Here is a 24,037-nt window from a genome sequence, read left to right as displayed (position 1 = left end):
GCGCCCCCGCATGACCCTGAACTGGGCCACCCCCACCGAAAAACTCAACGAACTCCTGATCAACCACGGTGTCGCACCCACCACCTGAGACCAAGCATCTTACCCGCGTCGAACACGACGACACGCAAGCCGTCGCAGGCCTTGTCCTGCAACACCTGCTGTGCCGCACACTTCTCGATCTTCGGCTTGTCGTCCGACGCGACCATGAACGAGTACTCGCCGTCTCCGATGACCTCTGCGCCGCCCGCGAAAAGGCCCTGCACCGTGTCCACGGTCTCGTCAACGCCGACGGTCGCCGCGACAGCCACCGCCGCGACCGCGACCAGCACGCCCGTCATCTTGCTCTTGGTCGCCATCCCACGCCCTCCCGCCCGTCGAGGACACTACCCTCCGGCCCCGTCTGCCCACGGCGATAACGCTGGGGCGGCATGAGAATCGACCGCCGACGTGAATCAGACCGACACCGTTGCCACCGGTAGGGCCGGGTCGGCGGAGAGGTCCAAAGAGGATGGTTTGACGCCTGCGGCGACCAGGTGGGCGCCGAGGGCGGCCATCATGGCTCCGTTGTCGGTGCAAAGGCGGGGGCGGGGGACGCGGAGGGTTATTCCGGCTGCTTGGCAGCGTTCGGCTGCCAGGGCCTTGATTCGGGAGTTGGCGGCGACGCCGCCGGAGATGACCATGGTGTTGATGCCTAGGTCGGTTGCGGCGCGGACTGCTTTGGCCGTCAGGACGTCGGCCACGGCTTCTTGGAAGGAGGCGGCGACGTCGTCTATGGGGACTTCTTCGCCGTCGCGTTCTCGGGCTTCTACCCAGCGGGCGACCGCGGTTTTGAGGCCGGAGAAGGAGAAATCGTATTTCGCGTCGCGGGGGCCGGTGAGGCCGCGGGGGAAGGCGATGGCGGTGGGGTTTCCGCGTTGGGCCGCGCGGTCGATCGGCGGGCCGCCGGGGTAGGGCAGGCCGATGATCCTGGCCACCTTGTCGTACGCCTCGCCTGCGGCGTCGTCGATGGTGGAGCCGATTTCGGTGATTTTTCCGGCCAGGTCGTCCACGCGCAGGAGTTGGCTGTGGCCGCCGGAGACCAGCAGGGCCAGGGTGGGGGCGGGCAGGGGGCCGTGTTCCAGGGTGTCCGCCGCGACGTGACCGGCCAGGTGGTTCACGCCGTAGAGGGGGACGTTCAACGCTGTCGCGTACGCCTTGGCCGCGGACACGCCGACCAGGAGGGCGCCCGCCAGGCCGGGACCGCAGGTGACCGCTATGGCGTCCACATCGGACAGTTCGATGTCCGCTGCGGTCATGGCGCGGCGCATGGTGGGGACCATGGCCTCCAGGTGCGCGCGGCTGGCCACCTCGGGGACGACGCCGCCGAACCGGGCGTGTTGTTCGACGCTGGAGGCGACCTCGTCGGCCAGCAGGGTCAGGGCGCCGTCGCCAGCGAGGCGGACGATGCCGACGCCGGTTTCGTCGCAGGAGCTTTCGATGCCCAGGATGATCGTCACGTGGTCTCCTCCACCCGGGCGGGCCGGGCCATGGTGTACGCGTCCGCGCCGGAGGGCTGGTAGTAGCGGCGGCGCAGGCCGATGGTGGCGAAGCCGTGCGCCTCGTAGAGGGCGATGGCGGCCGCGTTGTCGGTGCGGACCTCCAGGAACACCTGTGCCCGCTCCTGCTCGGCGCGGGCGAGCAGCGCGCGCAGCAGCGCCTTGCCGATGCCCTGCCCCTGCCACACCGGGTCGACGCCGATGGTGTGCACGCTGGCCTCCATGTCGCCGGGCACCCCGGCCAGGGACAGCCCCGCGTAGCCGACGAGCAGGTCGCCCGCGTACGCGCCGAGGTAGTAGTGCCCCCAGTCCAGTTCGGAGGCGAACGCGGCCTCGCTCCACGGGTCCTCGCCCGCGAACAGGATGCGCTCCAACTCCGCGCACCGCCGCAGGTCGCGGCGGCGCAGCGGGTCGAGTCTGACCGTCATGCCCGGCTCACCCGCTTGCGGGCCCCTGGCTCGACCGCGTCCGGCCTGCGCAGGTAGAGGGGGGTGAGCGGGGCCGGTTCCGCGCCCGCCGCCAGGTCGGCTCCCGCGACGGCGACCAGGCCGAGCGGGCTGGGGTGCTCGGGACCGACCTTGGGGAGGCCGAAGTCGAACACCGGCGCGCCCGCCACCCGCGTCACCCCGAGGTCGGCGAGTCGGCAGGCGACGTCGGCGGGCGGGGCGACCTCCGGGCCCTCGACCCGGTTGCCGCGCTCGTCGTAGGCGGCCCAGTAGACCTCGCGGCGGCGGGCGTCGGTCGCCACCAGCAGCGGCTCGCCGGGGCGGTCGGCGGCGATCGCGTCGAGCGTGCAGACCGGGTGGACGGGACGGCCGAGGGCATGGCCGAGGGCGGCGGCGGTGACCATGCCCGCCCGCAGGCCGGTGAACGGGCCGGGGCCGACGCCGCAGACGATGGCGTCGACCTCGCTCAGCGCGCGCCCCGCTTCGGCCAGCGCGTCGCGCAGGTGCGGGGTGAGCAGCTCGCCGTGCGCGCGCGCGTCGACCGTGACCCGCTGGGCGAGCAGCCGCGGGGCGCCGTCTGTGATCTCCACGACGCCCGCGGTGACCGCGGGGGTGGCGGTGTCAACCGCGATAACCAGCACTTGTCAAGAGTACGAGGGCGCGGTCACCGTCCGCGCACGGGACCGCCGCCGCGCGTCGGCCGCGCTGTCGACGGCGAAGGCGCAGACCAGCGCGAGCAGGCCGCCGCCGCCGAGCGCGGCGCCGACCATCGTTGTCCTGGCCTTGGTGACCTTGACCGGCTCCACCGGCGAGGTGACGACGTTGAGGGTGATCAGCGTGCTCTCCGGCGCGCCGAGGAACCGCTGCTCCTTGTCGAGGGCGACGCGCATCAGGGAGAAAGCGCTTGCGCCGAGGTCCATCGCCCGTTTGTGCGTCGCGCCCTCGACCGCGACGGTCAGGAACGGGCCCTCCCGGGTGATCTCGACGGTCTCTTTCGGCTCCCGCGACAGCTTGGCCGCCCGCGACCCCACGTCATCGATCAGCAGGGCCGCGGTCGTGGACAGGCTGGGCCGGAACGCGAGCAGCGAGTTCGTCTCCGACACCACCGTCTTCCCGACCGGCACCACGGGCCCGGTTCGCGGCGCCATGAGGACCGCGGTGCCGGTCCACGAGTAGCGGACCGGGGTGTTCAGGTACGCGAACCCGGCGCCCGCCACGGCCAAGACCAGCAGCGGCACGACGACGAGCCAGCGCCTGAGCACGAGCGAGAACAGCTTGCGGAGATCCACTGCGACTCCCGGACCGGGCATGACTACTGACGGCGACCCCCGACAGGAATCGTCACCTGACCGGCGCGCGTAACAGATCCGGGGCGAATCACAGTGAACGTGACAGTCGTCATCGTCAGTGGTCAAGCGGATTCTGGCCGTTAATGTTGACCGGGTGCTGCTGCCAACACTGGCCACACCGGACGAGCGCGAGGCGATCCGGTTCGGGTCCGCGGTCGTGACCCACGCCGACCTCGCCGGGTCGGCGCGCGCGGCCGCCGCCGGACTGGCCGGGGCGCGCAGAGTCGCGGTGTGGGCGACGCCGAGCCAGCACACGTGCCTGGCCGTCGTCGGCGCGCTGACCGCGGGGGCGGCCGTGGTGCCGGTGAACCCGAAGATCGGCGAGCGCGAACTGGCCCACATCGTCGCCGACAGCGCCCCGGACCTGGTGCTCGCCGCGCCCGGGGACGAACTGCCCCCGGCACTGGCCGCGCTGCCCCGCCGCGACATCGATCCGGCCGCGCGGCTCGACGGCCCGCTGCCCGCCGAGGCGGACCAGGAGGCGCCCGCGTTCATCGTCTACACCTCGGGCACGACCGGGCCGCCCAAGGGCGTGCTGCTGCCGCGCCGCGCGATCGCGACCAACCTCGACGCGCTGGCCCAGGCGTGGGAGTGGACCGCGGCCGACGTCGTGGTGCACGCGCTGCCGCTGTTCCACGTGCACGGGCTGATCGTGGGCGTGCTGGGGCCGCTGCGCCGCGGCGGGGCCGTGCGCCACATCGGCCGGTTCGACTCGGCCGCGATCGCCGCCGCCCTGGTCGACGGCGCGACGATGATGTTCGGCGTCCCCACCATGTACCACCGGCTCGCCGCCGACTGCGAGGCAGACGCGGACCTGGCGGAGGTGATCGGGCGGGCGCGGCTGCTGGTGTCCGGGTCGGCGGCGCTGCCCGCGCGCGACCACGCGCGGATCACGGCCGCGACCGGTCAGCGGGTGGTCGAGCGGTACGGGATGACCGAGACGCTGATGAATTGCAGCGTGCGCGCGGCGGGCGACCGCCGCCCCGGCACGGTGGGTCCGCCGGTGGACGGGGTGGACGTGCGGCTGGTCGACGACGCGGGCGAGCCGATCGAGGCGTTCGACGGCGAGGCCGTCGGCGAGATCGAGGTGCGCGGCCCGAACCTGTTCCTGGGCTACCTGAACCGCCCGGACGCGACCGCCGCCGCGCTGCGCGAGGGCTGGTTCCGCACCGGGGACATGGCGGTGCGAGACCCGGACGGGTATGTGCGCATCGTCGGCAGGCGCGCCACCGACCTGATCAAGAGCGGCGGCTACAAGATCGGCGCGGGCGAGATCGAGAACGCGCTGCTGGAGCACCCCGGCGTCGCCGAGGCCGCCGTCACCGGCGAACCGGACGACGATCTCGGCGAACGGATCGTGGCCTGGATCGTGCCCGACGGTCCTCGTCCGTCCGAAAAGGACCTTGCCGACCACGTGGCGAAGCTACTCGCCCCGCACAAGCGCCCGAGGGTAGTCCGCTACCTGGAAGCGTTGCCCCGAAACGAGTTGGGCAAGGTCACGAAACGAGCCCTGCATGCGTGACGGCGGAGCCCGCGAAGTCATCGCCGACCTGGCCACGGACTTCGTTGAGTTCACTGTGGACAGCCGAGCCCACGGCGACGGCCCACTCGACTGGGACGGCTACGCCCAAGCCCGCGCCCGCGCCGAGGAGCGGTCCGGCGAAACCGAGTCGGTGGTATGCGGCGAAGGCCGCATCGGCGGCGTCGACGCGGTCCTGATCGTTTTCGACTTCCGCTTCCTCGGCGGCTCAGTGGGCACCGCGACCGGCGACCGCATCGAGCACGCGTTCAGCCGGGCACGGGAAACCCGCACCCCCCTGGTCTCGCTCATCGCGACCGGCGGCAGCCGCATGCAGGAGGGAATGCTGTCCCTGCGCCAGTTGCAGCGCGTCGCCCGCCACTCGACCCTGCTGCGCCAGGCAGGCGTCCCCCAAGTATCGGTCCTACGCGACCCCACAACCGGCGGCCTGTGGGCTTCGCTGGGCGCGGGCGCCGACATCGTCATCGGCGTCGCAGGCGCCCAAGTCGGCTTCGCGGGCAAACGCGTCCGCCCACCCACCGACGCCGACGATCCGGCATACACAACGGAAGGCCAGTTCACCCACGGCCACGTGGACGAGGTGTGCGAACCATGGGACCTCACCGACGTCATCGCCGAATGGCTGACCCTGCTGTCTTCCGGCTCAGCAGACCCCGCCGACGTCCCCCGCGCCCTAGGCTCCCCAACCCCACCCAATAACGGTTGGTCCGCCGTCCACCGCGCCCGAGCAGCGACCCGCCCCCACGCCGAGTCATACCTGGACGACTACTTCGACCTCCGCCGCCCCATCACCGGCGACCGCACCGGCGGCGTGGACCCAGGAATGCTCTGCGGCATCGGCCTACGCGGCAGGCGGGCCATCGCCTACGCCGCCCAAACCGGCACCCCCACCACCCCAGCGGGTTTCCGCACCGCAGCCCGCCTAATCCGCCTGGCAGAACACCTGACCATCCCCATCCTCACCCTCATCGACACCCCCGGCGCCGCCAACGACGCAGCAGCCGAACGAGCAGGCGTCGGCCCAGCCATCGCAACCCTTTTCACCACAGTCGCAGCCGCCAAAGTCCCCATCACCACCCTGGTAATAGGAGAAGGCGGCTCCGGCGGCGCCTTGGCCCTGGCCGCCCCCGACCGAACCTGGATCACCCCAGACGCCTACTTCTCAGTAATAGCCCCAGAACTCAGCGCCGCCATCCTCAAACGCCCACCAGAACAAGTGCCCGCAACCGCAGAACAACTCCGCCTACGCCCAGAAGACCTAGTAAAACTAGGCGTCGTCAGAGGCATAGCCTCACCCTAACCAAGCAGGCAAAAGCCCACCAACCCACCACAAACGCAAGAGGCAGAACCCAACCGCCGGTTTGGGTGGTTCGCCTTGATTTGGGGGAAATGGGCCTAAACTCGCGGCGCGGGTGGGGTTCCTTCGCCCCGCCTTTTAACCCGCGCAGGCCCATTTCGAGGGGCCCCAAATCAAGGCGAACCACCCAAACCGGCACCCACAACGAACCAGCGCCACCCCAGCGAATCAGCGCCACCCGTCAAGCACAGCAGGCAACTCAGACAACCGCTGCACCACAGCATCCGGCTCCACATCAACCGGAACCTGCTGCACAGCCGGAATATCACTATGCGGAATAAAAACGGCACGCATCCCCGCCGCCTTAGCCCCACTAATATCGCCATAGGGCCGATCGCCCACATAAACGCAGTCAGCAGGATTCTCCACACCCACAGCACGCATAGCAGCCTCAAACGCAGCCCGATGCGGCTTGGTGTAGTCAAGATCGCTACTCCACACCCGCGCGTCGAACAAATCACGAACCCCGTCGCGGTGCAGAACTTCCTCATGCCAAGCAGCAGGCCAAGCCGTAGACGACAAGATCCCGGTCCGCAGCCCACGATCCTTCAACTCAGCCAACATAGGAGCGACCTCAGGATCAGTAGGCGTAGCCCGATCCCAATACAGACGAAACGCCGCCAAAGCAGCCTCATCGGCAGGCGCACCCGCAGTCTCCAGCACCTGAGCGATGGTGAACGCGGTGTGATGCACCTTCGCCCGCGCCCAAGCCGCGTTCTCCGCAGCCAACACGGCATCGGCGACCAAGGCAGCCTGATCCGGATCGGAAGGGTGCAGCACATCGGCAAAGGCGCGCCAAGCCGCCAGATGGTCCATAGTCACCCAGGGCGTGAGCGTGCCACCCCAGTCGAAGATCACCGCGCGCATGACCGAAGCCTAGCCTGCGACGCAACCACAAAAGCCTGCGCGAGCAAGGCGGTCCACCCAAGACCCATGCGGCTCCAGCATCGCCAACCGCGTGTCGTCCGGCCGCCGATCAAGCCGAATCAGCAGGTGATCAGCCGACAGCCGCTCAGCCGCCCCTTCCCCCCACTCCACCACGACAACCGCCTCCACCAGCTCGGTATCCAGGTCCAGATCGTCAAGTTCGGCCAAGTCACCACCCAGCCGATAGGCGTCCACGTGAACCAGCGGAATCCCACGTTCCCCAGCCCGATGCTCCCGGGCGATGATGAACGTCGGACTGCTGACCCGCCCCAACACCCCCAACCCAGCCGCGATCCCCTTGGCCACCACCGTTTTCCCCGCCCCCAGCGGACCAGCGAGCAACACCAGATCCCCCGCCCGCAGCGTCTCACCCAGTTTCCGGCCGAATTCCAGAGTGTCCTCGGCCGTCACGAGAGTCACCGGCTCAGGCACGTCGCCACCACCTCTTCCGGCCCGCGCCAAGGCCGCGGGCGCATTCGCGGAGCAGGGTCGCCAGGTGCTCGGTGACCAGGTCCGGCTGCTCCAACATCACCATGTGTCCCGCGCCGCGCGCCCGGACCAGGTGCGCGTCAGGAAGTTCCGCGTTGATCCGCTCCGCGTGCGAAAACGGGGTCATCAGGTCCTCGTCGCCACTGAGCACCAGCACGTGGCTGTGCTTGAGGCCCGCCAACGCCGCGTAGCGGTTGTGCTCGCCCAGTGTCTCGATGAAGTCGGCCAGCACCCGCACCGGCGTCACATTGAGCATGTCGACCAGGAAGTCGACCAGGCTGGGACTGATCCCCGTGGAGCCGAAGCCGATCGAGCGCACCGCCTGCCGGGTGAGCTGGCCCGCCGCCGCGCGGATCAGCTCTACCAAATTGGGCTGCCATTCCGCGAACTGGCCCACCAACCGGGTGATCGGATTGTGCTTGGACAACAGCGGCCGAGGCAGTCCGCGCTTGCCGACCTCGCCAGCGGACGTGCCGATCAGCGCGACGCCACGCACCCGTTCAGCGAACAGCTCGGGATTGCGCTCGGCCAGCCCCATGACGACCATGCCGCCCATGGAATGTCCAATGAGGACCAAGGGGCCGTCGGGCGCGACCGCGCGGATGACCTCGTCCAAGTCGCCCGCGAGCTGGTCGATGGAGCTGGTGGTGATGTCGGCGCGCCCGGAGCGCCCGTGGCTGCGGTGGTCGTAAAGCACCAGGCGCACCCGGGGATCGGTCAGCCGGGCCAGGTCGCGGCGCTGGAAGTGCCAGGAGAGCCTGCTCACCGCGAACCCGTGCACCAGAACCGCGGTCAGGTCGGGCTTTCCGCCGTCCTCGGGGTCGATTTCCTCGACGGACAACGCGGTCCCGTCCGCGGCGGCGACCGTGCTGGTGCGGCTCGGCGGCAACTGGCCCAGCGGCTCGTCGGCGTACGGGTCGTCGGGCCTGCGCCTGCTGACCTCGCGCACGGCCAGCGCCGCGCCGCCCACCGCGGCGACTCCCGCGGCGGCGGCGACGATCTTGCCGAGCCGGTTCACGCGTCCTCGCCCACATAGCGGCGGACGATCCGCGGCCTGCACATCCCGGTGACGATCTCGTAGTCGATGGTGCCGGTCGCCTCGGCCCATTCCCGCGCGGTCGGCTCGCCGCGCTCGCCGGAGCCGAACAGAATCACTTCCGCGCCAGGGGAAACCGGGTCGTCGCCGCAGTCGACCACGATCTGGTCCATGCACACCCGGCCGCGGATGGGCCGCCGCTTGCCCGCCAGCCACACGTCCATCCGGTCCGACAGCAGGCGGGGCACCCCGTCGCCGTACCCGACCGGAACCAGTGCCAGGTTGGTGTCCCGGTCAGCGGTCCACGTCTGTCCATAGGAGACAGACTCACCCGCCGGAATCCGCTTGGCCAGCGCGACCGACGAGCGAAACGTCATCGCGGGCCGCAGGTCTTCCCGCTGGGGCAACGGATTCAACCCGTACATCGCGATGCCGAAGCGCACCATGTCGAAGTGCAGGTCCGGCCGGTTCAGCGTCGCGGCCGAGTTCGTCAGATGCCTGCGCGGCCGCGCCCCCGCCGCCACCACGACCTCGTACGCGGCGGCGAACCGCTTCGCCTGCCGGTCGACCGATTCCCGCCCCGGCTCGTCCGCGCACGCCAGGTGCGACCAGATCGCGTACACCTCGTTGTCGGAGTCCAGAGCCGCCCGCACCAACTCCGGCCACAGCTCGGGCGGGCATCCGTTGCGGCTCAACCCGGTGTCGATCTTCAGGTGCACCCGCGCGCCGGACAACCCGCGCAACTGGTCCACAGAGGACACGCCGATGTCCACGCCAGCCTCGACCGCGGCCCCCAGGTCGGTTCCGGCGACGTCCAACCAGGACAGAATGGGCGCGGTGATTCCCGCTGCCCGCAAGGCAAGCGCCTCACCGAGCGAGCACGACCCGAGCCAGGTCGCCCCGGCTGATAGCGCCGCCCGCGCGACCGGAGCCGCGCCGTGCCCGTAGGCGTCGGCCTTCACCACCGCCATCGCGTCGACCCCCGGCGCGCGGGCGGCGAGCAGCGCGACGTTGTGCCGGACGCGGTCGAGATCGATCACCACTTCGGCGCGCGGCGGCAGGCCGTCAGCCATGAAGAACCGCCCGGATAGCCGTGGGCAGCGCCGACACGATCTCCGACGCGGGCGCGGGCGCGCCCTGGGCCGCCGCGTCGCCCGCGCGGACATGCAGCCAGGCCGCGCACCCGGCGGCCAGCGGCGGGTCGAGTCCGGCGGCGAGCAGCGCGCCGATCAGCCCGGACAGCACGTCGCCCGAACCGGCGGTGGCCAGCCAGTGCGAGCGGGTCGGATTCACCAGCACCCGCCCGTCCGGCGCGGCGACGACGGTGGCGTGTCCCTTGAGCAGCACGGTCGCGTCGACCTTCGCGGCCAGCGCGGCGGCCGCGGCGACCCGGTCGGCGCCCAGCGTGATCCCCAGCGGTTCGGCGATCCGGGCGAACTCCCCGGCGTGCGGGGTGAGCACGACCGGCACGTCCGGGTCGCGGGCGTCCCACAGGTCGGGGTGCGCGGCGAGCAACGTGATGCCGTCAGCGTCCACACAGGACGGAACGCCCGACTCGAACACGTGCCTGAGCACGTCCCGGGACGCCTTCCCGGTGCCCAGCCCCGGCCCAGCGACCCACGCCTGCACCCGGCCCGCGTCGCCGACCGACCCGGTCGCGATCACCTCGGGCCAGCGCCTGCGCACCTCTTCCGCCGCCGACCCCGCGTACCGGGTGAGCCCGGAGGTCGCCAGCACCGCCGCGCCCACCGCGAGCACGGCCGCGCCGGGATAGGTCTCCGACCCGGCCGCGATCCCGACCACGCCCTGGGTGTACTTGTCGTCTTTCGCCCCCGGCACCGGCCACGCGCGCGCCACATCTGCCCGGTCGAGCACCCGGAAGTCCGGGTCGGCCAGCTCCAGCCCGAGGTCGACCAGGTGCACCTCGCCGCAGCGCTCCCCGGCCAGGAAATGCACCGGCTTATACGCGCCGAAAGTGACCGTGACGTCCGCCGTGACCGCTGGTCCGTCCACCGCACCGGTGTCCGGGTCGACCCCGCTGGGCAGGTCGACCGCGACGACCGGCGCCCGCACCCGAGCCACCACCGCCGCAGCGTCCGGCCGCAGCGGGCCGCGCGCGGACAGCCCGACGATCCCGTCGACCACCAGGTCCGCGAAGTCCACGTCCTCGGGCGCGCCGACCCGGCCACCCGCCCGCCGCAGCGCGGCCAGGCCCTCGGCGTGCGCGCGGTCCGGGGCGAGCAGCACCGCGGTGACACCCACAGACCGCTTGCGCAGCAACGCCCCCGCCCACAGCGCGTCGCCGCCGTTGTTGCCCGCGCCGACCAGCAGCACGACCCGTCTGCCCGCGACCCCGCCGGTGCGCTCGGCCAGCAGCGCGGCCGTCCGCGCGGCGACCCCGTGCGCGGCCCGCCGCATCAGGGCGCCCGGCGCGGTCACGGCCAGGACCCGCTCCTCGGCCGCCCGCACATGGCCGGTGGTCCAGACGTCGCGCATTCAGCTCCTATTCCACAGTCACGGACTTCGCCAGGTTGCGCGGCTTGTCCACGTCGTAGCCGCGGGCGCGTGCGATCTCGGCGGCCAGCACCTGCAACGGCACCGTCGACACCAGCGGCTGCAACAGCGTCGGCACCGCGGGCACGGTGATCAGCGTGTCCGCGAACGGAAGCACCGTCTCGTCGCCCTCCTCGGCGATCACGATGGTCCGCGCGCCGCGCGCCTGGATCTCGCTGATGTTCGACACCAGCTTCGAGTGCAGCACCGCCCGCCCCTTCGGCGACGGCATCACCACCACGACCGGCAGCCCGGGCTCGATCAGCGCGATCGGCCCGTGCTTCAACTCGCCCGCGGCGAACCCCTCGGCGTGCATGTACGCCAGCTCCTTGAGCTTGAGCGCGCCCTCCAGCGCCACCGGGTAGCCGACATGCCTGCCCAGGAACAGCACGGCCTTCGCGTCGGCCAGCTCCCGGCCCAGCGCCCGCACCTGGTCGTTGGTGCCGAGCACCTTGCGCACCGCGTCGGGCATCGCGCACAGCTCGTGGAACTCGCGGGCCACCTCGTCGGGGTACTTGGTGCCGCGCGCCTGCGCCAGGGCCAGCCCGACCAGGAAGTTCGCCGCGATCTGCGCCAGGAACGCCTTGGTGGACGCGACGCCGATCTCCGGGCCCGCGTGGGTGTAGAGGACCGCGTCGGACTCGCGCGGGATCTGCGCGCCGTTGGTGTTGCACACCGCGAGCACCCGCGCCTTCTGCCCGCGCGCGTGCCGCACCGCCTCCAGCGTGTCCGCGGTCTCACCGGACTGCGACACGGCCACCACCAGGGTGTCCCGGTCGAGTACCGGGTCGCGGTAGCGGAACTCCGAGGCCAGCTCCACCTCGACGGGCAGCCGCGTCCAGTGCTCGATGGCGTACTTGGCGACCAGGCCGGAGTGGTAGGCCGACCCGCAGGCCACCACGAACACCTTGTCGACCTCGCGCAGGTCCTGCTCGGCGATGCGCTGCTCGTCGAGCACGATCCGCCCGTCGGCGAAATGCCCCCGCAGCGTGTCGGCCAGCGCGTCGGGCTGCTCTTCGATCTCCTTGAGCATGAAGTACTCGTGGCCGCCCTTCTCGGCGGCGGACAGGTCCCAGTCGACGGTGAACGGCTTGACCTGCGCGGCCCCGCCGTCGAAGTCGACCACCTGGTAGCCCTCGCGGGTGATCGTCACCAGCTGGTCCTGGCCGAGCTCGACGGCCTCGCGGGTGTGCTCGATGAACGCGGCCACATCCGAGGCGACGAACGTCTCACCGTCGCCGATCCCGACCACCAGCGGCGACGACCGGCGCGCGGCGACGATCACGTCCGGCTCGTCGGCGTGCGTCACGACCAGCGTGAACGCGCCCTGCAACCGGCGGCACACACTGCGGACGCTCGCGGCCAGATCACCGGCGGTCTCCCCGTCGGCGTAGGCCAGGGCGACCAGGTGCGCGGCGGTCTCGGAGTCGGTGTCGCTGGCGAACTCGACCCCGGCGGCCTCCAGCTCGGCGCGCAGCACGGCGAAGTTCTCAATGATGCCGTTGTGCACGACCGCGACCCGGCCGCTGCCGTCGCGGTGCGGGTGGGAGTTGCGGTCGATCGGCGCGCCGTGCGTGGCCCACCGGGTGTGGCCCATGCCCGCGGTGCCCGCGAACCCGGCGCGGCCCACCTCGTCCAGCCGGGCCTCCAGGTTCGCCAACCGGCCCGCCTTGCGCTCGACGGCCAGCCCGTCCGCCCCGCCGAGCACGGCGACCCCGGCCGAGTCGTATCCCCGGTACTCCAGCCTGCGCAGGCCGTCCAAGACCACGTCAAGAGCTGGCCGGTGGCCCACATAACCCACGATTCCGCACACGCGCAACAGCGTAACCAGCGCGCGCGGCGGCTCGGGAACGCCCGGCGGGCGCGTCAGGCGATAGGGTGCGGGCATGGCACGCAAGGCCAAGCACCTGCTCGACGAGCTTTCCCGCCCCGGACCGCACGAGGTCCTGCGCGGCGACCTCGCCCTCGTCGGGATGCCCGGCGTCGTCCACACCCCCAAATCCGGCCTGGGCCTGCCCGCCGTCGCGTTCGGACACGGCTGGCTGCAACCGCCCGCCCGCTACCGCGGCCTGTTCCGGCACCTGGCGTCGTGGGGGATCGTGGTCGCCGCCCCCGGCACCCAGACCGGCCCCCTGGCCTCACACCGGCTGCTCGCCTCCGACCTGCGCACCGCGTTAGACGTGTGCGCGGGCGTGCGCCTCGGCGCGGGCGACATCAGCGTCGACCCCGACCGCCTCGCCCTGGCTGGCCACGGCACCGGCGCGGGCAGCGCCGTCCTCGCCGCCGCCGACGACGACCGCGTCCACGCCGTCGCGACGCTGGCCGCCGCCCAGACCCGCCCCTTCGCCACCGAGGCCGCCCGCCACTGCGCCATGCCCAGCCTGCACATCGTCGCGGGCCGCGACCTGGTCGCGCCCCCGGCGAGCAACGCCGATCTGATCGCCCGCGCGTGGGGCGGCCCGGCCCAGGTCCGCACCATCGCCAAGGCCAGCCACCTCGGCTTCGCCGAAGGCAAGCACTGGAGCAACCTGCTCGTGCATGGCAAGTCAGAACACGCCACCCAACGCGTAAGCCGAGCCCTGCTCACCGCGTTCTTCCTGGCACACTTGACCGGCAAAACCGAATACGAACTTCTCCTCACCGAAGACGTCAAAGGCGCGGAGATCACCCACCCGGAACCCGCCCACAGCTGACCGAAAGCACCCTGGCCGCCGAGACCGCCCCGATACGCTGAGGGGCATGACCTACGGCCCGCCGCCACCCGGTCCCGGTGGTCCACCACCCGGCTACGGCCCACCACCCGGTCAGGGAAGTCCACCTTCCGGCTACGGCCCGCCCCCGGGCCAGATGCCGCCCGCGGGCCCCGGCCCAACCCCCGGTCACAACCCACCGCCGCCAGGGCACGGTCCGGGCTACCCGGTCCCCAAGGACCCGGCCGCGGCGGCACGGTCGGCGGGGTTCTTCTCGATCATCCTCGGCTGCCTCGCCCTCGTGGGCATCGTGTTCCTGCACGCAGGCCTGTTGTTCCTTATTCCCGCCGCGGTGTGCGGCGGCCTGCTCCTGACCGGTGGAGTCATACTCGGCCAATTCAAGGCGACCAGTCGGGTGCTGAGCCTCATCGGCGCGGTGATGCTGATTCTGCTGCAAGCCTGGGCGATCGTCGCCTTCATTCCCGCGGTCCAGCGGAGCCTGGACAACATCCCCGGGATCGCGATTCCCGGCGCGGGCATTATCGGGGTAACCGTATTCATCATTGTTCTGTTCTCCGCCAGGGTGACCGCGGCGGTGGCGCCCAAACCGGGGCACTTCCCGCCCCAGCACATGCCCCCGCCAGGTCCCTGGCGCCCCCAGTAATCTTCACCGCGAGGAAAGCGTTCATGCACCCCAGTCCACACGGGCATCCCCAACCGCAGCAGCCACCCGGTTTCCCGCCGCCGCAGGCTCCTTACCCTCCTGGCCCGCCCCAGGGTTTCGCCCCCGGCTTCCCGCCCCCTGGCCACGGCCCGGGCTTCCCCGCCCCTGGTTATGGCCCGGGTTTCCCGCCCCCGGGCCACGGTCCGGGCTACGGCAAACCGGGAATCCCCGGCCGCGGTCAGGCCATCACGGCAGGAGTCTTGCTCCTGGTCATCGCGGCAGGATACCTCACAATGGGGATCTTGCTGATCCTCAAATGGCGTGGCGATGATCCGCGCTACCGTTTCCTGGGCACCGATTGGCGGTATCTGCTCGCCGAAGTCGCCATTGTCATCCTTCTCGCGCTGACGGTGTGGGCGGCGATCACCATCCTCACCCTGCGCGGCCGCGTCTTCGCCACCGTCATGGGTGTCATCGGAGCCATCGCTTTTTACCTGATTCCCATCGGAATCCTCGTCGCGGTGTTCTGCCTGCTCCCAACAACCGCCAAAGCCATCGACATCGCCAAAGCCCAGCGGACCCGGCACCGGTAGGCCGCTGGCTCAGCGCTTGGTCATCCAGGTGACCGTGTAGAACCCGGTCTCCGAAGGGTCATCCTGCTCCCGGCGCGGGCGGGCGGGGCGCTTCGGGGGCTCGGGCGCGGGTTCCGCGCGCAAGCGCGCTTCGCGGGCCGTGCGCTCGGCGACGTAGCGCTCGTGTTCGGCGATCTTGTCGCGGTAGGCCTGGGCGGTCGCGTCGAAGCGGTCGCCCAGGCCCGCGCTGATCGCCTGGAAGGGGGCCCGCACGGCCCGGATCACCGGGTCGGTCTCATCGATCACCGCTGCCTCCGGTCACTTCCGCGCCCGCTGCGCCGGGTCCTCGCCAATGATGCCGCCGAACCGCGCGGCCGGGTCGGATTCCTCGAACAGGCTGCCGACCACCCGCCACTGGCTGGCTTTGCGCTCGGTGTCGCCGCCCTGGCCACCGCCCGCGCCCGCGCCACCCATGCCGCCCATGGCTCCCATGCCGCCGCCCATCATGCCGCCCGCCTGGGCTGGGCCCGCCGCGTGCGCTCCCGCGGCGGCGGGAGCGGAATGCCGTTGCTGTTCGCCGTCCGGCGGAGCCTCGGCGCTGGTCGCCGCCCCGGGAGCCAGCGGCGCGGGCTGGTCGGCCGCGCCCCCGCCACCCCCGCCGACAGCACCACCGCCCCCACCACCGACCGCACCGCCGCCTCCGCCTGCCCCGGCCTGTCCCGCGGCGTCGCTGGCAGCGGGAGCGGGTTCGGCAGGAGCGGGTTCGGCGGGCGGAGCCGAGGGCGTGCCGCTGCTCGCCCGCTCCGGCTCGGTCGCCGCGCCCTGTTCCTCGATGAGATACGACTTCGCCGGGCCGGAACCGTCCTCGATGGTGATGCCGACGCGGCCGTCCGGGTTGTCGACGGTGATCGTCCGCTCGCCGTCGCGGATGACGACCCGTTCCCCGGAGGAGCCGGAAGCCGCGGCGAACGCGCGGAACGGGTCCGGGTCGATCGCGCGCAGCGCGTCGGCGAGCGCCGCCCAGCCGCGCGCGGTGGCCTCGTGGACATCGCGCAGATTGCGCCGGAACCGGCCGACCGCGGCGTCGTAACGGGCGCAGAAGTCGTCGAGGTAGTTGATGACCTCGTTGCTGGACCAGACCTCGACCAGCGGCCCGGCCGGGCTGTTCAGGTCGCACCTGCCCGGCGTCCGCAGTTCCTCGACGGTGAACCGGTTGCCCCAGCGGGACCCCCGGGACAGGGCGTCGTCCACGCGGTCGATCTGGGTGAGCCGCTTCGCCGGGTCGTCCACGTCGAGGTCGCGGGTCGGGCCGAGGTCGTCGGCCCACTTGCGCAACGCGTCGGCAGCAACCCCGCGGGCGGCGTCGAGCGCCACGGCCAGGGTGGTGAGGCTGTCCTGCCAGGCCCGCGCGGTCGCGGCCAACCGGTCGAACCGGCCTTCCGCGGTGTCGGCCACCGGCCCGTGCCACACGTCGGGCACCCTCGCCCGCAGGTCACCCGCCACCTGGGACAACGCGCCACCCGCCGCGGCGAGCCCAGCGAGCCTGCTCGCCGACGCTTCGAGCCGCCCGAACTCGGCTCCGCGCAGGTCGTCCAGCATCCGCCGGTCATCACCAGTGCCCCAGCCCTGCTCGACCCACCCGCGCTTGGCCGCCGGATGCTCCCGCCACCGCGAGAACAACCCGCCGCTGTCGGCCAACCGAGCCGCCCACGCCGCCAACTCGCCGTCGAGCACGCTGTCGGAGGTGTCCGCCGGGTCACCCGCAGCGGGCTCGACCAGTGCGTCCCGGATCGCGTCCGCGCTCACCGCTCCCCCGCCGCGGTGATCCGGCTCGCCGCCTCCTCATCGACCGCGACAATCCGCCGAGCCGACTCCGTCACCGCCGCCACGGTCTCATCGACCCCCGGCCCGGCCCGCTCCACCGACTCCCGCAACCGATCCCGCACCCCGACGAACGCCTCCCCCGCGGCCCCACCGAGCCCCCCGAACTGGCCCGGCCCCACCTCATCAGCCCGCGCGTAGGCCACCACCTGCTCCAGCGCGGCCCGGAGGTCAGCCGCCGCCCGCACCAACGCGTCAACAGCCTCCCGGTCGACGCTGAGGTCCGCCGCCTCCGGCATGTGTCCCTCCCCCCGAAAACCCCATCAGATCAGCGCACCCAACTACGCCCCGACCAGTCATCGTCGTCATCCGGCTCGACAGCGGCGGGCCTGCGCGGCGCCGCGGGCCGGGCGGGCGGCGGCGTGGGCTGCGCGACCGGGGTCGCGGGCGTCTCTTCTTCCACCGGGCCGAAACTGAGGTACCGCTCCGCGGACGGCCGAGCAACCACCTGCTCCGGCTGCGGCAGGGCGGTTGGCGGAGGCGGCGGGGCGGCCACCGACGGAACTGGCCGCGGGGTCTCGTCCAACTCCTCCGCGCCGAAGCTCAGGACCGTCGGCTTCGGCGAGTGCCGGGCCCACGCCGATTGCGGCTTCTGCTCCTCATCGGCCTCGGCGGCTGCCCGTGCCGCCTCCGCGGCTGCGATCGCCTCCGCGCTGGCCTTGAGGTGCTCGTCCTGCTTCACGATCGTGTCCTGAATGGCCCGGTCGAACTCCTCCGACCGTTCCGCGCAGTTCTCCAGCGCGCGGATGCCTCCCGCGGCGATCTCTTCGATCCGCCTGAGCGTCGCGGCCGGGTCGAGATCGAGGTACATGGCTCATCCTCCTATCGGAACGCCGTCGGGCCGTCCTCGCCGAGAGCAGAGGAGACCCTCGACTCGGCCATCTGAAAGTCGTCTTCGAACAGGTTTCCCGTGGTGCGCCACTGGCCGGGCACACGTTCGGAGTCACCGCCCTGGCCGCCGCCCCCGCCGCCCCCCATCATGCCGCCGCCCATCGGTCCGCCCGCGGGCGCGGGCTGGCCGTCAGGGGAGCCCGACGGCGAACCGGCGTGGTCTCCGGCACTGGCGAGGCCTGCCTCACCGGGACTGGTCGCAGCCGCGGGTTCCTGGGAGCCGTCGGAGAACTCGACCCCGGAGAGCCCAGATCCCGCCGCGCCGGAGAACCCCTCGGCGGAAGCCGCGGTGGTCGACTGCACCGGCTCGGCCGGTCCCGGGGGCATCGCAGCGCCACCGTCCTGACCGAAGCCTGGCTCGGTGCCGCCCGTTCCCGCGAAGCCCGCGCTACCGGCTCCGGTCGCCGCCTGCTCAGCCACCAGCGGCTCCGGCATCGCCCCCGCGACTGGCCCGGATTGCGGTGGCTCCGCGACCAACTGGGCAGGCATCGAGCCTTCGACCGGCCGAGGGCCGACGCCACCGGGCTGTCCTGGCTGACCGGGCTGTCCTGGCTGACCGGATTGGTCCGGCTGACCGGATTGGTTGGCGGGATCTGTGTAGTCGAGGGTGTAGGTAGTGGGCTCGCCGGTGCCGTTGTCGACAGTCACCAAGACGGTGTCCGGCTGGCCCTCTGGGCGCTCGGCGGTGATGGTGAGCGGCGGTTCGGAGATGACGCACTTGCCGTCCGGACCCGGCTGGACTGTCTCCGCGTCGGACACCGGCTGGGTGCCGGGGCCCGCCAGAGCGCCGTCCGGACCGAACCCGGCCACGGGCCTGCCGTCGGGACCAAGGGCGGGAAGTGGCTGGCCGTCCGGTCCGAGCGCGGCGCCGGGCTGGCTCGCGCCAAGCGGCGGCGCCGTCGCGCCGAAGTCCAAGTCGTAGGACTTCGGCTGACCTGAGCCGTCGTCCACGGTCACCTTGACGTGGCCCTGCCCATCCGGGCTCTGCACGGCGATCTTGTGGTCGCCGTCTTCGATGGTGACCGTCTCCGGCGCGCCACCGGTGGTGGCGCCTGCGTTGGCGGCAGGATCGTCTAGGGGCGGTGTCTCGGGCGGGGCGGGCATCTCCGGCTGAAGCGCGGTGAGGTCCGGCGGCATCTGCGGCGGCGGCATAGTCGGGCCGCCGCCACCGCCGGTCTGACCGCCGCCGCCACCCCCGCCACCGCCGCCTTGGTCGCCACCGCCGCCTTGGTCGCCGCCACCGCCCGTGTCGGCAGGCGCGGTCGCGCCCGGCACCTGCATGGTGGAGAAGACCTTCAGCTCGGCCATCAGCCGCAGATTCTCCAAAGCGGCGTCATAGAGCTCGGTGACGCCGTTGCGCACGCCGTCGGTTGCGACGTACCACTCGTTGATCTTGCCTTCGAGCGAGTTCTTGATCTGGACGGACTCGTCCCGGATCGTCTGGGCGTCACTGTCGACCTCGAACAGGCCGTTCTCGTGCCAGAACCACTGCTCCCTGGACTTGGTGATCGCCAAACCGCGGATCTTGTCGCGAGCCGGGCCGGCCCGGTCGGGGATGAACCCGTAGTCGAGTTCGGCACACTTGGCCTCGTCCACCTTGACGAACTCGCTCGGCTTGGGAATCCCGCCGAAGGAGAGAATCCGCGTGGCGTTGTCCTTGTAGCTCATGTAGAGCCGAGTGACGGCCGACATCGCCTCGGTCAGGCCGGTCGCCGTGGTCCGCGCCGCGTTGGCGTGATCGGTCAGCGTCTTCTCCACCGTCTCGATCGCGGCCTTGAACGCGTCGAACGACTCGCCCTTCCAGTCGTGCGCGAGCTTGTCCTTGCCCGCCCGGATCACCCGGACGATCTCGTCCATGGCCCCCGCCAAGCCGTTGAGGCGCCCCGCGTCCTTGGCGATCTTGCCCCAGCGAACCTCGCAGATCTCCAGCCGCTTCTCACCGGAAGTGGGCCGCAGGTCCAACATGAACACGTCGGCGTATGCCGGAATGGTTCGGTCCACGCCCTCGTCGAGCGGCGCTCCGATGAGGTCCCACGCCTCGCCGTCGCCATCGCCCGCCGCGGCGACAGCGTTGTTCATCTTCGACACCGCCATGGGCATCTCGAAGTCCACGGGTCCCCCTTGCTCCTCGCTCGCTTACCGACAACTGGTTTCCGGCTAGTCGTCCATCCGGTCCTGGATGGTCTTCAGATTCGAATAGCCGCTCGTGTCGGACCGGACCACGAGGTCGGTCCCCTGGTTCAGCTTCGTGTTGATCTCACCAAGGTGAGTGCCCAGGTTCGTCAGATCGTCGGCAAGAGCACGCATGTACTCCTCGAACATGCGGCCCTCGTTCTGCCATGACTTCCCGAAGTCCGCCGCCTTCGCCGAGGTGGCTCCCAGAGTCGCCTTCAACTGCTCAACCTGGCTCTTGGCCTCGGCGAACACCGCGGCGAAGCCGCGCACGGACTCCGGGTCGTAATCGAAACCGCCACCGTTGCCACCCACCGGGGTCCCCTCCCTAACCAGCACGCTCAGCCGACACAGTACTCCCGGGCCTGCGTCGCGTACGGCCGTTTCGACCTGCTCTCGACAGCAAAGTCGACTCCCGCAACGCGCAGCGCGTTCCCACGTCGTTGCAGTCGAAAATCAGGCTGGCGGCGGGCCACCCCACTGTCCGCCCTGCGGAGGGTTCGGCTGACCGAGAGGCTGCTGCAGATGGCCCTGCGGGGGATACGGCTGCTGCGGCGGAACGCCTGGCTGCGGGTAGCCCTGGTGGGGATACCCCTGCGGCCCGGGTCCCTGCTGGGGATATCCCGGCGGGGCGTAGCCGTGCATCTGCTTCTTCTTGTTCTTGTTGCCCGCAGCCACCGCGATGACCACGATCACGACGATCAGCAGGACCACGAACACCGAGCCGATGATGATCCACAGGAATATCGACATACGCCCAGTGTCTCAGTGTTCAGGCCCGAGAGGCGTGCCGGGCGGCCACGCCCCAACGAAGAATGCCGCCACAAGGACCAGAACCCAGGACTCCGCCCAGGTTCTTCTGGCTTCAGCCTAGTGCCACTACCTTGGCCAGGCGGTCGGCGGCGGCTTGGGCGGCGTCCTGGGTGGGCGCTTCCACCATCACGCGGACCAGCTGCTCGGTGCCTGACGGGCGCAGCAGGACTCGGCCGGTGTCGCCGAGTTCGGCTTCTACCTCGGCGACGGCGGCGCTGACCTGGGGGGAGGTGGCCACGGCTGCTTTGTCGGCGACCTTGACGTTTACCAGGACCTGGGGGAGGCGGGTCATCACGCCTGCCAGGTCGGCCAGGGGGCGGCCGGTGGCGGTGACGCGGGCCATGAGGCGCATCGCGGTGAGCAGGCCGTCGCCGGTGGTGGCGTGGGTGGGGATGAGGACGTGGCCGGACTGCTCGCCGCCTAGGGAGAGGCCGCTGGTGCGGAGTTCCTCCAGGACGTAGCGGTCGCCGACGGCGGTGGTGCGGAGTTTCACACCGGCGTCGCGCATGGCCAGGTGCAGGCCGAGGTTGCTCATGACCGTGACCACGAACGTGTCGTCTACCAGTTCGCCCGCTTCGCGCATGGCCAGGGCCAGCACGGCCATGATCTGGTCGCCGTCGATGATCTCGCCCTGGGCGTCCACGGCGAGGCAGCGGTCGGCGTCGCCGTCGTGGGCGATGCCCAGGTCGGCGCCTTCCGCGATGACCGCGGCGCGCAGGTCGTCCAGGTGGGTGGAGCCGCAGCCGTCGTTGATGTTCTCGCCGTCGGGGAGGGCGTGGATGGCGATGACCTCGGCGCCCGCCTCGCGGTAAGCCTGGGGGGCGGCCACCCAGGCCGCGCCGTTGGCGCAGTCGACCACCACGCGCAGGCCGTCAAGGCGGTTCGGGATCGCGGCGAGCAGGTGGGCGATGTAGCGGTCGTGCGCGTCGTGGATGTCGTAGACGCGGCCGACGCCAGCGCCGGTCGGGCGGGGGCCGGTGGCGCCGAGGCCCGCTTCGATCTCGTCCTCGATGGCGTCGGCCAGTTTGTGCCCGCCCGCGGCGAACAGCTTGATGCCGTTGTCCGGCATCGGGTTATGCGACGCGGAGATCATCACACCGAGGTCGGCGTTGAGGTCGCCCACCAGGAACGCCACCCCGGGCGTCGGCAGCACGCCGACCTGCAGCACGTCCGCCCCCGCCGAGGCCAGGCCAGCGCACACCGCCGCCTGCAGCATCTCGCCGCTCGCGCGGGGGTCGCGGCCGACGACCGCGACGGGCCGGTGGGAGGTGTCCCGCGCGGCGAGCACGCGGGCCGCGGAGGCCGCGATCGACAGCGCCAACTCCGGGGTCAGGTCGGCGTTCGCGAGCCCGCGCACCCCGTCCGTGCCGAACAACCGTGCCATTGGCGGCCGAACCTCCGCTGCGCTGGGGAGAAGTGAACTGGAAAGCCAGCGGGAGCAGCAGTTCGAGGACGAACGTGCTGCTCCCGCTGGGTCGTGCCGGTGGCTGACGCTCAGGTCAGCGCTTGCTGTACTGCGGCGCCTTGCGCGCCTTCTTCAGACCGTACTTCTTACGCTCCTTGGCCCGCGGGTCACGGGTCAGGAAGCCAGCCTTCTTCAGGACCGGGCGGTCCTCGCTGTCCAGCTCGATCAGCGCGCGGGCGATGGCCAGGCGCAGCGCGCCAGCCTGCCCGGTGATGCCGCCGCCGTGCAGGTTGGCGCGGATGTCGAACGACTCCGGCTTCTCCACGACCACCAGGGGCTCACGGATGAGCTGCTGGTGGACCTTGTTCGGGAAGTACTCCTCAAGGGACTTGCCGTTGAGGAGGAACTTGCCGCTGCCGGGGAGGATCCGGACGCGGACGATGGCCTGCTTGCGGCGGCCGACCGTCTGCGCGGTCTCGGAGGTCAGGTGCGGCAGCGCCGGGACGAGCGCGTCGTCGGCGTCGGTCACCGAAGACTCGGAAGACTCCGAAGACTCAGCAGACTCGGCAGCGTCGACAGTCTCGACGGCCTCGTCGGTCTCCGGGGCCTCGGTTTCCGCGGCCTCGACGGCCTCGGGGGCCTCGTCGATCTCGGGGGTCACGGCGGTGACCTCGCTGTCCTGGCTCACTTGGCGACCTTCGCAATCTCGAACGGCTTGGGCTGCTGGGCTGCGTGCGGGTGGTCCGGGCCGACGTAGACCTTGAGCTTCTTGCCCTGGGCGCGGCCGAGCTTGTTCTTGGGCAGCATGCCCTTGACGACCTTCTCCAGCAGCCGGTCGGCGCGGGTGTCCAGCAGCTCGCCGAAGGACTGCTTGCGCAGACCGCCCGGGTAGCCGCTGTGTCGGTAGGCGAACGCCTGGTCCCGCTTGTTGCCGGTCAGAATGACCTTCTCGGCGTTGACGATGACGACGAAGTCGCCGGTGTCCATGTGGGGGGCGAAGGTCGGCTTGTGCTTGCCGCGCAGAAGTGTCGCGACATGCGTGGCGAGTCGGCCGAGCACCACGTCCTCGGCATCGATCACGTGCCAGGCGCGGTCGACCTCGCCGGGCTTAGGGCTGTACGTGGGCACGGGTCTACCTCATCGTCAACTTGCGTCATGGGTGCCTGTGCGGGCCTCACCCCTGGGTGATCGGATCACCCAGAAGCGCGCAACGCGGCTCGACTCGCGTTCGACCAGTCGAGCTTGACGCCCCGCGCCGCACAACAACGTAAGAAGATACCCGGTGCGTGATGGAGGGTCAAAACGGCCCCCTTTGACACAGCTGATTCGCAGTTCAAGCCGACGGTGGAACGCCTGCGGCCGACCCGGCCCGACCCGGGCGCCCGCCTGTGGCGGAGCGTGGTCGACGCGTCCCACGATCGTGGACGCGACGGGGTGGGCGCAGCATGGCGGCGGTCACGGCCGCGGCGCGCTCCCGGCCCGCGGACAGCCGCGGGCGACCGCGCGTAGTGACCTCCGCCACTGTCCGCTCGTGCTCGCGAGACGCGGGCTCGCCGGCGCACTGTCCACTGTGGTCGGTCCAGGTGGATCAGCACGCGTTGACGTTTCCTCGCCAAGAAATGGGCGACGAAAAAGGGCAGCGGGGGGGGGGGGGGGGGGGGCGGTTTCCCTTTCTCTTCGGCAAAAGGGGGGGTTGGCCCCCGCCACCTGGTGTTGC

At 71.3% G+C, this 24,037-nt stretch carries 26 protein-coding genes; 5 read left to right on the top strand and 21 right to left on the bottom strand.

All coding sequences use genetic code 11. The features are described from left to right. Nucleotides 1–59 precede the first annotated feature (59 nt). The 5 genes from ACZ6SD_RS30710 to ACZ6SD_RS30690 all read right to left on the bottom strand — a co-directional run bounded on the left by ACZ6SD_RS30710 (nt 60) and on the right by ACZ6SD_RS30690 (nt 3,270). Nucleotides 60–356, bottom strand: a complete 297-nt coding sequence (locus tag ACZ6SD_RS30710) for a hypothetical protein (protein ID WP_465320511.1) — start codon at nt 354–356, stop codon at nt 60–62. A 96-nt stretch (nt 357–452) separates the two neighbouring features. Next, nucleotides 453–1,496, bottom strand: a complete 1,044-nt coding sequence (tsaD, locus tag ACZ6SD_RS30705; RefSeq protein ID WP_465320510.1) for a tRNA (adenosine(37)-N6)-threonylcarbamoyltransferase complex transferase subunit TsaD — start codon at nt 1,494–1,496, stop codon at nt 453–455. Next, nucleotides 1,493–1,963 (bottom strand): ribosomal protein S18-alanine N-acetyltransferase, encoded by a 471-nt coding sequence (rimI, locus tag ACZ6SD_RS30700; protein ID WP_465320509.1) that lies wholly within the window; start codon nt 1,961–1,963, stop codon nt 1,493–1,495. The genes tsaD and rimI overlap by 4 nt, the downstream gene beginning before the upstream one ends. After that, nucleotides 1,960–2,622 (bottom strand): tRNA (adenosine(37)-N6)-threonylcarbamoyltransferase complex dimerization subunit type 1 TsaB, encoded by a 663-nt coding sequence (gene tsaB, locus ACZ6SD_RS30695; RefSeq protein ID WP_465320508.1) that lies wholly within the window; start codon nt 2,620–2,622, stop codon nt 1,960–1,962. Before tsaB ends, rimI begins: the two co-directional genes overlap by 4 nt. Before the next feature lie 3 nt (nt 2,623–2,625). Then, the gene (locus ACZ6SD_RS30690; protein ID WP_465320507.1) at nt 2,626–3,270 is read right to left on the bottom strand and encodes a hypothetical protein; all 645 of its coding nucleotides are present in this window, start codon (nt 3,268–3,270) and stop codon (nt 2,626–2,628) included. A 154-nt stretch (nt 3,271–3,424) separates the two neighbouring features. Between ACZ6SD_RS30690 and ACZ6SD_RS30685 the strand changes: the two genes are divergently transcribed. Then, nucleotides 3,425–4,852, top strand: a complete 1,428-nt coding sequence (locus ACZ6SD_RS30685; protein WP_465320506.1) for an acyl-CoA synthetase — start codon at nt 3,425–3,427, stop codon at nt 4,850–4,852. Continuing rightward, nucleotides 4,845–6,170: a carboxyl transferase domain-containing protein gene (locus ACZ6SD_RS30680; protein WP_465320505.1), complete on the top strand. Its 1,326-nt coding sequence runs from the start codon at nt 4,845–4,847 to the stop codon at nt 6,168–6,170. The genes ACZ6SD_RS30685 and ACZ6SD_RS30680 overlap by 8 nt, the downstream gene beginning before the upstream one ends. A 225-nt stretch (nt 6,171–6,395) precedes the next feature. On the opposite strand, the gene ACZ6SD_RS30675 is transcribed toward ACZ6SD_RS30680, so the two are convergent. From ACZ6SD_RS30675 to glmS, 6 genes are read right to left on the bottom strand one after another with little or no spacing between them, the layout of a single operon-like run. Continuing rightward, nucleotides 6,396–7,094 (bottom strand): HAD family hydrolase, encoded by a 699-nt coding sequence (locus ACZ6SD_RS30675; protein ID WP_465320504.1) that lies wholly within the window; start codon nt 7,092–7,094, stop codon nt 6,396–6,398. 9 nt (nt 7,095–7,103) lie between these two features. Then, nucleotides 7,104–7,586 carry a tRNA (adenosine(37)-N6)-threonylcarbamoyltransferase complex ATPase subunit type 1 TsaE gene (tsaE, locus tag ACZ6SD_RS30670; protein WP_465320503.1) on the bottom strand — a complete coding sequence of 161 codons (483 nt, stop codon included), beginning with the start codon at nt 7,584–7,586 and terminating at the stop codon, nt 7,104–7,106. Then, on the bottom strand, nt 7,579–8,661 hold the full coding sequence (locus ACZ6SD_RS30665) for an alpha/beta fold hydrolase (RefSeq protein WP_465320502.1): 1,083 nt from the start codon (nt 8,659–8,661) through the stop codon (nt 7,579–7,581). Before ACZ6SD_RS30665 ends, tsaE begins: the two co-directional genes overlap by 8 nt. After that, nucleotides 8,658–9,752 carry an alanine racemase gene (alr, locus tag ACZ6SD_RS30660; RefSeq protein ID WP_465320501.1) on the bottom strand — a complete coding sequence of 365 codons (1,095 nt, stop codon included), beginning with the start codon at nt 9,750–9,752 and terminating at the stop codon, nt 8,658–8,660. The genes ACZ6SD_RS30665 and alr overlap by 4 nt, the downstream gene beginning before the upstream one ends. Beyond that, the gene (locus ACZ6SD_RS30655; protein WP_465320500.1) at nt 9,745–11,175 is read right to left on the bottom strand and encodes an NAD(P)H-hydrate dehydratase; all 1,431 of its coding nucleotides are present in this window, start codon (nt 11,173–11,175) and stop codon (nt 9,745–9,747) included. The genes alr and ACZ6SD_RS30655 overlap by 8 nt, the downstream gene beginning before the upstream one ends. A gap of 7 nt (nt 11,176–11,182) precedes the next feature. Next, complete coding sequence (gene glmS / locus ACZ6SD_RS30650; RefSeq protein WP_465320499.1) at nt 11,183–13,045, bottom strand: glutamine--fructose-6-phosphate transaminase (isomerizing); 1,863 nt, start codon at nt 13,043–13,045, stop codon at nt 11,183–11,185. Between the two features lie 73 nt (nt 13,046–13,118). Here glmS and ACZ6SD_RS30645 point away from each other — a divergent pair, with 73 nt between their 5' ends. The 3 genes from ACZ6SD_RS30645 to ACZ6SD_RS30635 all read left to right on the top strand — a co-directional run bounded on the left by ACZ6SD_RS30645 (nt 13,119) and on the right by ACZ6SD_RS30635 (nt 15,179). Next, complete coding sequence (locus ACZ6SD_RS30645) at nt 13,119–13,925, top strand: dienelactone hydrolase family protein (protein WP_465320498.1); 807 nt, start codon at nt 13,119–13,121, stop codon at nt 13,923–13,925. A gap of 46 nt (nt 13,926–13,971) precedes the next feature. Further along, nucleotides 13,972–14,586, top strand: coding sequence for a hypothetical protein (locus tag ACZ6SD_RS30640; RefSeq protein WP_465320497.1), 615 nt, complete (start codon nt 13,972–13,974; stop codon nt 14,584–14,586). 302 nt (nt 14,587–14,888) lie between these two features. Further along, on the top strand, nt 14,889–15,179 hold the full coding sequence (locus tag ACZ6SD_RS30635) for a hypothetical protein (RefSeq protein ID WP_465320496.1): 291 nt from the start codon (nt 14,889–14,891) through the stop codon (nt 15,177–15,179). A 9-nt stretch (nt 15,180–15,188) separates the two neighbouring features. Here ACZ6SD_RS30635 and ACZ6SD_RS30630 read toward each other — a convergent pair whose 3' ends face one another. The 10 genes from ACZ6SD_RS30630 to rplM form a co-directional block, all read right to left on the bottom strand. Beyond that, complete coding sequence (locus tag ACZ6SD_RS30630; protein ID WP_465320495.1) at nt 15,189–15,464, bottom strand: hypothetical protein; 276 nt, start codon at nt 15,462–15,464, stop codon at nt 15,189–15,191. A gap of 12 nt (nt 15,465–15,476) precedes the next feature. Continuing rightward, entirely contained in the window at nt 15,477–16,964 is a 1,488-nt protein-coding gene (locus ACZ6SD_RS30625; protein ID WP_465320494.1) for a hypothetical protein, read from the bottom strand. Next, a complete protein-coding gene (locus tag ACZ6SD_RS30620; RefSeq protein ID WP_465320493.1) occupies nt 16,961–17,278 on the bottom strand; it encodes a hypothetical protein in 318 nt (105 codons plus the stop codon). Before ACZ6SD_RS30620 ends, ACZ6SD_RS30625 begins: the two co-directional genes overlap by 4 nt. Before the next feature lie 29 nt (nt 17,279–17,307). Beyond that, a complete protein-coding gene (locus ACZ6SD_RS30615; RefSeq protein ID WP_465320492.1) occupies nt 17,308–17,850 on the bottom strand; it encodes a hypothetical protein in 543 nt (180 codons plus the stop codon). Between the two features lie 11 nt (nt 17,851–17,861). Next, complete coding sequence (locus ACZ6SD_RS30610) at nt 17,862–20,042, bottom strand: WXG100 family type VII secretion target (RefSeq protein ID WP_465320491.1); 2,181 nt, start codon at nt 20,040–20,042, stop codon at nt 17,862–17,864. A 45-nt stretch (nt 20,043–20,087) separates the two neighbouring features. Further along, a complete protein-coding gene (locus ACZ6SD_RS30605; protein ID WP_465320490.1) occupies nt 20,088–20,417 on the bottom strand; it encodes a WXG100 family type VII secretion target in 330 nt (109 codons plus the stop codon). Nucleotides 20,418–20,558: 141 nt separating this feature from the next. Continuing rightward, on the bottom strand, nt 20,559–20,855 hold the full coding sequence (locus ACZ6SD_RS30600; RefSeq protein ID WP_465320489.1) for a hypothetical protein: 297 nt from the start codon (nt 20,853–20,855) through the stop codon (nt 20,559–20,561). 112 nt (nt 20,856–20,967) lie between these two features. Beyond that, the gene (glmM, locus tag ACZ6SD_RS30595) at nt 20,968–22,299 is read right to left on the bottom strand and encodes a phosphoglucosamine mutase (protein ID WP_465320488.1); all 1,332 of its coding nucleotides are present in this window, start codon (nt 22,297–22,299) and stop codon (nt 20,968–20,970) included. A 115-nt stretch (nt 22,300–22,414) separates the two neighbouring features. Further along, nucleotides 22,415–22,849: a 30S ribosomal protein S9 gene (rpsI, locus tag ACZ6SD_RS30590; protein ID WP_465320512.1), complete on the bottom strand. Its 435-nt coding sequence runs from the start codon at nt 22,847–22,849 to the stop codon at nt 22,415–22,417. 155 nt (nt 22,850–23,004) lie between these two features. Further along, nucleotides 23,005–23,448, bottom strand: a complete 444-nt coding sequence (gene rplM, locus ACZ6SD_RS30585; RefSeq protein WP_091454211.1) for a 50S ribosomal protein L13 — start codon at nt 23,446–23,448, stop codon at nt 23,005–23,007. Nucleotides 23,449–24,037 lie beyond the last annotated feature (589 nt).

This window comes from Actinokineospora sp. NPDC051303 (assembly GCF_055586285.1).
Note: the sequence above shows the minus strand (reverse complement) of the source record. Positions and strands in the feature narration are given on the sequence as shown.